Genomic DNA, 12,263 nt, shown 5'->3' with positions numbered 1-12,263 from the left:
TCATTTTTAATATTTAAAGCATCCATTATTTCTCTTGTACTATATCCTTTAAGTTTCATTTCTACTACTTTATATTTTGTTTCAACTGAATTTGCCACTCTTTTCATAGAAAAAACACCTCCGTATAAATTCATTTTAATATGAATTCAACGAAAGTGTTTTTATTTTACTCCCACATCTTGGGGTTAGTGCAATAATATCTCACTCGTCTTTTTTATAAATTATTGTAATTCTTTATTGCTTTTTGATTGGCCTTCTTCATCTGATGATGAATTTTTTTGTTCGTATTCTTTTCTACTCATTACATCATCAACGTGCATATTTACTTCAACAACTTCAAGTCCAGTCATATGTTTAACTTGTTCTTTAACTAAATCTGCAACTTTTTTGAAGATTTTAGGAGCTGATTCGCCATATTCTAAAATTACTTTTAAATCTACAGCTGCTTGTTTTTCTCCTACTTCAACAGAAACCCCTTGAGTTACGTTATTTCCAGATGTGAAACGGTCAGTTAAGCTAGAAGCAAAGCCGCCTTTCATATCTAAAATACCTCTAACTTCTCTTGCAGCAATTCCAGCAATTTTTTCTACTACTTCATCTGAAAATGATAATGTATTTGAAAATTGTTGCTCTTGAGCTTGAGCTTGTTGTTGTTGAGCTTCACGCTCTTGTTCGTTTACCCCTGTTTGTTCATTGTAACTACTTTTTGCTTTGTTGTTATCTACGTTTGCCATAACAGATTCTCTCCCTTTAATTTATAATTTGTTTGTTTGCATTATTTATATTGTAAGCAGTCTAACTTATTCTATTTAAGAAATTTAAGAACTGCTGTGTACAATCCTTAATATACCCCAATCCTACACCTATTAAACATAGGACTAGGATTAAAACTGTTTTCCAAAAACCAATAGTTAAAAATAGTACTGCTAATATTAACATTGCGATAAAACCAATAATTCTCCATTTATATTCTTTAATAAAATTAATGAATTGATTTGGATCTTGATTTTCATTTGGCATAATCGGAACCTCCTATCCTTAGTCTTATAAAACTCTTGTGTCACTCGATTTTTGATCTCTGACATTAATCTCGATATTTTTTACAGGTATTTCTGAGAAATGCTCAACATTTTGTTTGATATCTGATTTAATTCGATCTGTTAATGTTTGAATTTGACCTGTATCTGAAACAACAAAGAAATCAGCTTTGATTGTTGCATAAGATTTATTTTTCTTATTATACAGTTTCGCAATAACATTAGGTTGACGTACTTCATCGTATTTTTGAATAGTACGATAAATACATTTTTCAACTGAATTTCTCGTAATATAAATGTGACCATCCTCATAGTCACGATGTAAACCTGGCTTTTTATGTGTTGGTTTAAATGTTGCAAAGAACATCAATATACCAAAGAATATTAATACGCCTGCACAAGCAATCAACGTTGGTTCAAACCAATTATATTTTAATAATTCTTGTTGATAGCTCTTAATTTGGCTAATATCCAAGTACATAAAAAGAAGAGTGCCTACAACTACTATTATGAATAAGCCTAGGAAAAAATTCTTTAATCTTCTCACTGGCAACTGCACCTCCTATGTAAAGTTCTATTACTACTCCTTGTTATACCCCTAAAATGATTTTGAAAACAAAATTTTATATTTTATGTATACTTTTTAGGAAAATTTTAATAAATCTTAGAATATGTCGTGATTAAAAGCACGAAAAAACTCTCTTTCAATATAGAAAGAGAGTTCATGATTATATATGCGTTGATTTTTGCATTAAGTATAAGAAATACGGCGCACCAACTATTGCAACGATAATACCTGCTGGAAGTCCGTTAGGTTCTAATACAATTTTACCGATTGTATCTGCTACAACAAGTAAAATCGCACCATTTAACACTGCAATTGGTAAGTATAATTGATGTCTAGGTCCAACAATACTTCTTGCGATATGTGGTCCCATTAAGCCAACGAAACCAATTCCGCCTGCTACTGAAACTGCAGCTGAAGATAATACTACAGCTAAGAATACGAGTAGAATTCTTTCTCTATTATTATTAATACCGAAAGAAACGGAAATTTGTTCATTCGTACTTAATACATTTAATACATTTGCTTTATAGAACAAGAATGGCATAACAATCGCCAACCATGGGATAAATGCGAACACGAATGGCCATTCATCTCCCCATATGTTACCTGCGAACCATCTTGCGATAAATTCCATTTGATCTTGATCAAACGTAGACATAATTGTTATAGATGCTCCACTCAGAGCAGTAGATAAACCTACACCTATTAAGACCATTCTTACAGGGTTTATACCTTCTCCACGTTTATGACTGAATATGAAAATAACCATTGCAGTTGCTAAACCACCAAGCATACTTACAAGTGGTAATACATATACAAAATCTCCTGCTTTTATCGTACCAACAACAAGAAATAGCGTAATCATAAATCCGCTTCCTGCATTAATACCAAGAATACCTGGTTCTGCTAAAGGATTCTTCGTAATACTTTGAAGAATTGCACCACTCAATGCTAAACTTGCACCGGCAAGTATTGTGATGAGCATTCTAGGCATTCTAAATTCAAATAATACCATTGTATCTAGCTCATTACCTTGTCCAAATATCGTCTTGAAAAATTGCGTAAAGGACATATTAAATTCACCAGTTGTCATGGCAAATTCCATTGAAGCAATAAGTGCGATAACTAATATAACAAATGTAATGCGTTGTTTTTTAATAACCTTAGGATGTATCATAGTATTTTACCGTCCCTTCTAACAAGATAAAGGAAGAACGGCACACCGATAATTGAGATAACAGCTCCAATTGGTGCTTCTCCTAACATTCTTGCAATCATATCTGCAAATAACAGAATAAAACCACCAAGTACTGCTGATAAAGGTATTACACGCTTATAATCTGTTCCAATCATAAATCGAACAATATGTGGCACCATTAAGCCAACAAATGCGATTTGTCCAACGATTGAAACTGCTATACCTGCTAAGAACATTGTAGCAATTAAACTTGTGTATCTTACAAATGTACTATTTTGGCCTAATCCTTTAGAAAGTGTATCACCTAAACTAAGTATAGTAAGTTGTCTACTCATAAAAATAAGAATAACTAAAATCACAATTACAACTGGTGTAGAGATCATAAGTTGTTTCCAAGTTGTACCACTTACACCACCAACACTCCAGAATGTTAATGTTTGATTTAATCTAAATATTAAAGCAATTCCTTCACTTGCAGCTGTTAAAAGCGCAGATACTGCAGCACCCGCAAGTACTAACCTCATCGGGCTGAATCCACCTCGTTTAGATGAGCCTACACTCATAACGAGTATCCCACCTATAGCTGCACCTACAAATCCTGCAAGCATTAATGTGAAATAGCCTGCATTAGGTATAACGGCTAAAGTTAACGCAAGCATCATACTCGCACCAGCATTAAGACCTAATAAACCAGGGTCAGCTAAGCCATTACGTGTAACGCCTTGCATGACAGCACCAGATACAGCAAGTGCCATACCAACAATAACAGCACCTATTTCTCTTGGAATTCTTATTTCTCTTAATATATTATGTTCTTCTATTTTAGGATTATAATGAAAAATCGCATCATAAACCATTTGAATCGAAGTCGTTTTTGCACCAAATAAAAATGACAGAAGTAAAACAGCTACAAGTAAAATGATTGTAACTGTTAATATAATTGGATAGCGATTAGCTTTTAATGTTTTAGTCTGAGTCATTGGGTTGCCATCCTTTTATAACTTTGTATAGTGCTTACATAATAAATTATATGTTACAAGCATTGGTTTTCCAGTACGTGGATCTGTAGAAAGCTCTGCATCAATATTGAAGACTTCTTCCAATATTTCATTTGTTAGAACTTCTTCAGTTTGACCTTGTGCAACAATTTTACCAGACTTCATAGCAATTAAATGATCTGAGAAACGGATTGCTTGGTTAATATCATGTAAGACCATAATAATCGTACAACCTTGTTCTCTATTTAATTCCTGTACAAGTTCTAAAATTTCTAATTGGTGTGAAATATCTAAATAAGTAGTTGGTTCGTCTAAGAAAATGATGTCTGTTTTTTGAGCGAGCGCCATCGCAATCCAAACACGTTGTCTTTGACCACCACTTAAATCGTTAATCGATCTATATTTAAATTCATGCGTACCTGTTACATTTAAAGCCCATTCAATTTCCTCTTTATCTTGTTTAGATAATCTACCAAAACCTTTTTGATGAGGAAATCTACCATAAGATACGAGTTCTCCAACTGTTAATCCATCTGCAACATCAGGAGATTGGGGCAAAATAGCAATCTTTTTAGCTATTTCTTTAGTTGAAGTTGAATGCAAATTCTTACCGTCTAATAATACTTGACCTGTTTGTACATTTAAAATACGGCTTAAAGCTTTTAATAAAGTAGACTTACCGCAACCATTTGGTCCGATGATAGAAGTCACTTTGCCATCTGGTACTTCAAGGTTCAATTCATTAACTATTAATTTGTCTCCATAACCTATTGAAATAGCTTCTCCCGTTAAACGATTCATAAAGAACCCTCTTTCCATTAAAATAAACTCTATTTATATGATATTTTCATTAATTGTATATATTTGTAAATGATAATCATTATCATCATTCACATTCATGTATTATAGCATTTAATAGTAGCTTTTTCTATCATTTTCTGAATATTTTCGTATTCCGTTCACAAAAAGAGGTTGGCACAATTAACGTGTACCAACCTCTTAAACATTATTATTCATCTACTAAAAAGCCATTTCCAAGAACGTCTCTTACGTCATGGACAACGACAAATGCATTTTCATCGAATTTTCGAATCATGCGTTTTGTTCTAGAAAGTTGTGTCTTCGCAATAACTACATATAAGACATCTGTGTCTTTCTTAGAATAATAGCCTCTACCATTTAGAATCGTACAACCACGACCAATTTGTTCATCAATCATTTTAGCGATTTGATCGGGATTTTGAGAAATAATTGTAACGGCTTTTTTAGGATTGAGACCTTCAATTACAAAGTCCATCACTTTTGTTCCTACATATAATGAAATCACTGTAAGTAACGCTTTTTCTAAAGGCATTACAGTAAGTGAGAACATCACGACGATAAGGTCAAAGAATAGTAGAGCATATGATGTATTTACGTCTAAATATTTATGCGCTATTCGGGCAAGAATCGTCGTACCAGCAGTCGTACCACCAGACAATACAATGAGTCCTATACCTAGACCAACCATGAAACCACCAAAGATTGTGTTAATTAAAATCTCATTCGTATGCACAACCCAAGATTCAGTCAGACCTAGAAATACAGAAATAGCAATAACCGCTATTATCGTATATACAGTACTTCTCTTGCTTAAAAATTTATAACCTAACGCAATTAAAATAGCATTTAAAATAAACGTAGACCATGCAGGTGAAATATCGAATGCATAAAGTAAGATTAAAGAAACCCCAGTTACGCCACCTTCACCTAAATTAGCAGAAATGATAAAGGCATTAACACCCGTAGCAAAAATAAAAGATCCTGCCAAAATTAATATCATATCTCGTAAAATTCTATTTTTCATGACCTTACCTCCTCTATATTTTTTAGCAGACATATAGATACTACCACAATCCTCAAATCCCCTCAACATGCCGATTTTAAATAGAAGACGAATCATATAATGGATGTGGAATGATGATGTGAAAAAAGTGGTTTGAATTGAAGGAAGTGATGGAGGTGTGAGAAATAGATGATGTCATGGCTTTACTCTGGACTTAAGCCATGACTTGGCTCATATCTTGGCTTTATTCAGACATTAAGCCACGACTCGTGGGTTTACTCCGCCTTTAACTCACGTCTTCCTCTATCTTCCGCTTCCAATCCCGCTCATTTTCACAATCCCCCTTAATTCAAACAGTCACCACAAAAAATACCGACAAAATCTTTTCTAGACTTTGTCGGTACTACTAAAATTTTCATATATTAAATCCCTGATATATCTTACTATTAAAATTCTTCTTCAAATGGTGCTTGTATATCTTTCAACACTTTAACAGAGTTATCGAATAATGATTTTTCTTCTTCATCTAATGGCATTTCGATAACTTCTCTAATGCCTGATCTGTTTATAAGTGCTGGTACGCCTATATACACGCCTTCATGTCCGTACTCGCCTTCTAAATATGCAGACACTGTTAGCACCACATCTTGGTTGTTCAAAATGGCTTTTGTAATACGCATTAACCCCATTGCTACTCCGTAATAAGTTGCGCCTTTTGCTTCTATAATTTCATATGCTGCATCTCGAGTTTGTACAAATATTTCTTCTACTCTATGTTTACGTGATTCGTCTTTTTCAATAATACTTCTTAATGGTTTACCCGCTATATTGGCATGAGACCATACTGGTAATTCTGAATCACCATGTTCACCAATAATGTTTGCATGTACACTTTGTGGTGCGACATCGAATTCTTCACTTAATAAATATCTAAATCTTGCTGTATCTAATATAGTACCTGATCCGATTACACGTTCTTTTGGTAAACCAGAGAATTTCATAGTTGCATAAGTTAATACATCTACTGGGTTAGTGGCAATTAAGAATATACCATCAAATCCTGATTCCATTATTTCAGTAACGATTGATTTGAAAATTTTCATATTTTTTGCTACTAAATCTAGTCTTGTTTCACCTGGTTTTTGTGCTGCACCTGCACAAATAACTACTAAGTCTGCATCATGACAATCTTTATAGTCACCTGATTTAACTTTAATTGGTGATGGTCCGTATACTGTACCATGATTTAAATCCATGACATCCCCGATTACTTTCTTTTTATCTAAGTCTATGATGACAAATTCATCACAAATACCTTGGTTTATCATTGAAAATGCATAACTTGAACCTACTGCACCATTACCTACTAATACGACTTTTTTACCTTTGAATTGTTTCATTATAATCGCTCCTCAATTTATATTTATAAAATTATTGTTAAAATAAATGTCCATACACAGATGAATATTAAGAATCCGACACTATATTTCAAAGTCATTTTAAGCAATTCAGACTCTTTACCAACTTCTCTAACAGCAGCTGTTGCAATTGCTATAGATTGTGGTGAGATTAATTTAGCTGCTACACCACCTGCTGTATTTGCTGCAACTAGCAATGGTCCGCTTGTACCAATTTGACTTGCTACTGACGCTTGAATTGGTGCAAACAATGTGTTGTTATTAACGACTGAACCAGTCATGAATACACCTATCCAACCTAATACTGGAGATAGTATTGGGAAGATGTTACCAGCTTTTGCAATACCTTGACCCATTGCAGCTGTTAGTCCGCCGTAAGTTGTGATTTTAGCAATAGCTAAAATAAAGCAGATTGTCAAAATTGGTAACCACAATTCTTTAATTGTTACGCGTAGTAAATTGAATGCGTCACTAAACTTAAAGTGTTTCGAAATTAATATTGTGATCACTACTGAGATTAATATTGCAGTACCAGTTGCACTAAAGATATCGATTTTTAATGTGATCAGTTTATTAGTAATTTCATTAAATGTACCTGGAATACTTATATTCCATACTAATGAAGAAAGTAAACCACCTTCAGCAAATAAAGCTTTGAAAAATGGTGCACTCCATATCATGACGAAAATTGTTAAAATATAGAATGGACTCCATGCATACATAATGGTTTTAACAGAATGTTTCTTTGTTTCCAATACTTCTTGATCTGAAATTCTGAAAATATTTTTTGGTTGATAATATTTTGAGAAAATTGCTAATGCAACCATAGATAATAATGGTGGAATAATATCAGCCAATTCTGGACCTTGGAAATACGTAATCAATATTTGTAATCCTGTATAAGTTGTACTTACAATAAGAATCATCGGTAAAATTTCTTTCACACCTTTGAATCCATCCAATATCATGACAAGTAAAAATGGAATAAAGAAGTTCAAGATTGGAAGTGTAAGTGTTGAAATCTGTGATACTTCAAGCGCTGAAATATTACCGTGAAGACCTAAACTATCTATAATACCAACTGGAATACCAATCGCACCAAAAGCGCCCGCTGCTCCGTTAGCAATTAAACAAAGCATTGCTGCTTGTAAAGGTTTAAAACCAATTTGAATTAACAATACACTACATATTGCGATAGGAACACCAAACCCAGCAGCACCTTCTAAAAATGCATTAAAACTAAAACCTATTAATAATAATTGGATACGTTGGTCTTGAGAAATACCTGAAATACTATCTTGAATGATACTAAATTGTCCTGTACCAATTGAAACTTTGTATAACCATACTGCCATTACGACGATATACCCTATTGGAAGAATACCTTGAAAGAATCCTTCTGTTATAGCTCCAGTCGCTACAGTATGTGGTAATTCGAAGATAAATGATGCAATGACTAAAGTTACAATAAGTGTTGTAATAGATGCATAAATACCTTTCATTTTAAAAACTGTTAAACATAATAGAAATAATATAATCGGTATACTAGCAACAACTGCTGATAGTGTAACGTTGTCTAATGGATTTATATTATTTAATAGCACAATGAACAACTTCTTTCTTATTTTATTTTTCAAGATGCGCATCTTTAACATTTGTGATGTTTTTCACAATATAAATATAGCACCTCTTTTCCCTGAGGTCAATAGGTTTGACGCACATTTTGTGAAAAAAAATCACGAATTATTTTTGACTCGTTTTTTGATATTTATAGAATCCTTTGCCCCATCTAAATGGTTGCGCTTTCATTATTTCTCATATTTTTTAAAATTTTTTATAATAAAAAACAAGATCCTGAAATGTTTTTCTAGGATCTTGTTCAATTCACTTCTATATTATTCAGTTAAACTTTGAGTATTTACAAAATGTCTATACTTATCATGAGATGCTAATAATTCTTGATGGGTACCTACGCCTGTGATTTCACCTTTATCTAAAAATACAATTTGATTCGCTTTTTTTATCGTAGCAAGTCTATGAGCAATCACAATAGTTGTACGATCTTTCATTAATTCATTCAACGCTTGTTGAATGTAGAATTCACTTTCACTATCTAAATTAGCTGTCGCTTCATCTAGTAGTAGAATATCTGGATTCTTAATGAAACTTCGTGCGATATCTATTCGTTGTCTTTGACCGCCAGATAATTTGGTACCTCTTTCACCGATTTCTGTATCAAACCCTTGTGGAAACGCCATTATAAAATCATAACACCGTGCCATCTTCGTATAATGTACGAGTTTTTCTTCATCTACTTCTGAATAGACACCATATGTTAAATTATCTCGAATCGTCCCTGACATCATCGCATTAGATTGCATAACATATCCAATTTTCTGTCGCCAATATTTTAAAGATATATCATCTATTGGTTGGTTCCCATATAATATTTGGCCATGATCAATTGGATAAAGTCTTTCAATTAAACTGAACAGCGTACTTTTTCCTGAACCTGAAGGACCAACAAATGCTGTCACTTCTCCAGAACGGATGGATAAAGATAAATCTTTAATGACAGGATTGTCTTCATATCCAAAAGAAACATTTTCAAATGTAATATCTTGATGATTCGTAATCGGTTGATTATGATCATCGCCTCTTTTTTCCGCTTCTTCTTGATAAATCTCATAGATACGTTCACTTGCGCCGACAGCTTTCTTATAATCCGTTAAAAACATAGAAAAATTCAAAATTGGAGCAGATAATTGTACAACATAGAATATCATTGCAACTAATGTCCCTGCAGTAATCGCACCACTCGAAACTCTAATACCACCAAATCCAAGTATGACAGCTACGGTTAACGTCATAATAACGCCTGAAAGTGGAGAAATGATTGCTCTAATTTTAGCTTCTTTTAATCCAAGATCATATATACCTAATAAAGTACCTTTCGTTTTTTCCAGTTCTTTTTCTTCTGACGCCGTCACTTTTACTAATTTCATTTCTGTAAGTACTCTTCCTAATATACCGCTGAACCTAGAAATCTCAGTTTGTGTGTCTTTTGAGATTTTACCCATTTTTCGTCCTAAAGGTACCATTATCCCGATAAATATAGGTAAGATTAGAAATGTCATGAGCGTCATTTGCCAATCTAAAATAAATAACATCACAATCGAACCAATAAGTGTTAACAATGATGGCAATACACTTGGTGCTTTTTCAGAGATAAATAAATTAATCACATTTGTATCATCTGTAATTCTACTCATCAATTGTCCACTTTCGTTTTTATCAAAGAAACTCATTTTTAAATTGATTAAATGCTTCCATAACTTTTCTCTAATTGAATAAATTGTTTTTTCACCAATCTTGCTTAGTAAATATGTCCCGATACCGCTCAAGACTGCATTTACTAAAAATACACCTATAAATAGCCAAACCATTCTTAAATCTAAACTTTCTGCATTAAATGTATCTACTAATTTCCCAGTAAATAATGGTACGAGCAAACCACTAAGACTACCTAAAATTGAAAGTGTCATAGCCGTAAACACTAATTTTTTAGGCCAGTCTACCTTTTTTAGTAAATAAAGCAGAGGATTTTGTTTTGTCATTTTAATAACCTCTTCACTAAAATTAATGATATAGTTATATTTTACAGCATTGAGATTATACATACCAAATTTAAAATATGTTCAAAAAAAATTAACGTTCATTTGTTATCTTATTGTAGGGTAGTTAATTAATATATGTTAGAATGATATAGTTAATTTTAAAAATAAATAAAGAGGTCTTATTCATGAAAAAAAGTCTATTATTATTTTTTGCATTACTTTTATTGAGCATACCAGTAACTCAAAGTGCTTATGCAGCGGATAATCCGAAATCACCAACACAAGTAGCCAATGAAGATGGATACTCACTCGGTGAAATCTATGAACCCGAAGGCGCTATTAACTATAGTTCTGATACTGGTCAAATTTTGTATGAATATAAAATAGATGCTAAATGGTATCCAGCTAGTATGTCTAAATTAATGACATTATATTTAACTGAAAAAGCAATCAATAGTGGCAAACTTGATAAAAATGCTAAAGTTAAAATGACAAACGAAGAATATCGTTTATCTACATTACCAGAATTAAGTAATACAAAATTGTATCCAGGAGATGTTTATACAATCTCTGAACTCATGCAAATTACCGTTTCTAACTCTTCAAATGCAGGTGCGATGATTCTAGGAAGAGAAACGATGAAAGCTGAGAACTTAGCTTCTGCTAAAAAGATAGATAAAAAAGATAAAGACTCCAATAAAAATACAGCATCTAAACAACAAAAAAAGGATTTAGATTCTGACTTTGTTGACTACATGAATGAAACAGCTAAGAAATTAGGTATGGAACATACGAAATTCTACAATGCTAATGGTGCTTCTAATAATTTATTACTAGAATATAAAGCTAAACGTTATCAATCAGATGAAGATAACTATACAACAGCTAGAGATTTTGCCATTTTAACGCAACATCTTGTAAAACAGTATCCTGACATTTTAGAATACACTAAAAAAGTTGCCCCTACTGTTCACTACGTTACATATTATACGTATAATCATTCACTTGAAGGTGCAGATATGTCACTTAAAGGTACTGATGGTCTGAAAACGGGTTCTAGTGACACTGCCGACTATAACCACAGTCTTTCTACTAAAAGAGATGGATTAAGAATTAACCAAGTTCTTTTAGGTGCAGGAGATTACAACAGTGTTGGTGGAGAGAAAGAACGTAATATGATGGGTAATAGCTTGATGGAAAAATCATTCAAAGAATATGAATGGAAAAAAGTATTATCTAAAGGTACTCAAAAAATTAATGGCAAAAAATACTACGTTACTGAGGACTTATATGATGTCGTTCGTAAAGGCGTAGATTATAAAGTCGTACTTAAAGATGGACGTGCAAGCATTGATTATAACCGTTCTTATATCAATGATAGCTATGGTCCACCGTCTGTAAAAGTAGAAACGCCAAGTAAACATAAATTTAACGAAACAAAGAAAAAAGTAACAAGTACTGATAATAGATCTATTATTATGACAGCGTCAATCTTACTTATTGCTGGAATCATCCTTTTATTAACTTGGTTAATCAAACGTAAGAAAAAATAATAACGGATATTAAGTCTTAAGTCCGACAACAAAAACGTCACTTTAGTGT

General features: G+C 32.8%; 11 protein-coding genes. 1 reads left to right on the top strand and 10 read right to left on the bottom strand.

Translation table 11 applies throughout. From position 1 onward, the window contains the following. Positions 1-221 precede the first annotated feature (221 nt). The 10 genes from LQ686_RS11400 to LQ686_RS11355 all read right to left on the bottom strand — a co-directional run bounded on the left by LQ686_RS11400 (position 222) and on the right by LQ686_RS11355 (position 10,661). Positions 222-734: an Asp23/Gls24 family envelope stress response protein gene (locus LQ686_RS11400; RefSeq protein WP_107572984.1), complete on the bottom strand. Its 513-nt coding sequence runs from the start codon at positions 732-734 to the stop codon at positions 222-224. 61 nt (positions 735-795) lie between these two features. Next, entirely contained in the window at positions 796-1,023 is a 228-nt protein-coding gene (locus LQ686_RS11395) for a DUF2273 domain-containing protein (protein ID WP_369919472.1), read from the bottom strand. A 21-nt stretch (positions 1,024-1,044) separates the two neighbouring features. Beyond that, on the bottom strand, positions 1,045-1,584 hold the full coding sequence (amaP, locus tag LQ686_RS11390) for an alkaline shock response membrane anchor protein AmaP (RefSeq protein ID WP_025906320.1): 540 nt from the start codon (positions 1,582-1,584) through the stop codon (positions 1,045-1,047). Between the two features lie 181 nt (positions 1,585-1,765). Then, on the bottom strand, positions 1,766-2,782 hold the full coding sequence (locus LQ686_RS11385; RefSeq protein ID WP_025906318.1) for a FecCD family ABC transporter permease: 1,017 nt from the start codon (positions 2,780-2,782) through the stop codon (positions 1,766-1,768). Further along, positions 2,779-3,783, bottom strand: coding sequence for a FecCD family ABC transporter permease (locus LQ686_RS11380; protein ID WP_025906316.1), 1,005 nt, complete (start codon positions 3,781-3,783; stop codon positions 2,779-2,781). The genes LQ686_RS11385 and LQ686_RS11380 overlap by 4 nt, the downstream gene beginning before the upstream one ends. A gap of 15 nt (positions 3,784-3,798) precedes the next feature. Next, positions 3,799-4,602, bottom strand: a complete 804-nt coding sequence (locus tag LQ686_RS11375; protein ID WP_025906315.1) for an ABC transporter ATP-binding protein — start codon at positions 4,600-4,602, stop codon at positions 3,799-3,801. A gap of 208 nt (positions 4,603-4,810) precedes the next feature. Next, entirely contained in the window at positions 4,811-5,647 is an 837-nt protein-coding gene (locus LQ686_RS11370; RefSeq protein ID WP_025906313.1) for a YitT family protein, read from the bottom strand. Between the two features lie 425 nt (positions 5,648-6,072). Then, positions 6,073-7,026, bottom strand: a complete 954-nt coding sequence (locus LQ686_RS11365) for an L-lactate dehydrogenase (RefSeq protein ID WP_025905986.1) — start codon at positions 7,024-7,026, stop codon at positions 6,073-6,075. Positions 7,027-7,049: 23 nt separating this feature from the next. Then, positions 7,050-8,648 carry an L-lactate permease gene (locus LQ686_RS11360; RefSeq protein WP_107572985.1) on the bottom strand — a complete coding sequence of 533 codons (1,599 nt, stop codon included), beginning with the start codon at positions 8,646-8,648 and terminating at the stop codon, positions 7,050-7,052. Between the two features lie 291 nt (positions 8,649-8,939). Beyond that, on the bottom strand, positions 8,940-10,661 hold the full coding sequence (locus LQ686_RS11355) for an ABC transporter ATP-binding protein (RefSeq protein ID WP_025905989.1): 1,722 nt from the start codon (positions 10,659-10,661) through the stop codon (positions 8,940-8,942). A gap of 185 nt (positions 10,662-10,846) precedes the next feature. Between LQ686_RS11355 and pbp4 the strand changes: the two genes are divergently transcribed. Further along, a complete protein-coding gene (pbp4, locus tag LQ686_RS11350; RefSeq protein ID WP_107572987.1) occupies positions 10,847-12,214 on the top strand; it encodes a penicillin-binding protein PBP4 in 1,368 nt (455 codons plus the stop codon). The last annotated feature ends 49 nt before the right edge of the window (positions 12,215-12,263 follow it).

Origin of the sequence: Mammaliicoccus sp. J-M41 (assembly GCF_022385935.1) — a bacterium.
GTDB lineage: Bacteria > Bacillota > Bacilli > Staphylococcales > Staphylococcaceae > Mammaliicoccus > Mammaliicoccus sciuri_A.
This window is presented reverse-complemented; position numbering and strand designations above follow the sequence as displayed.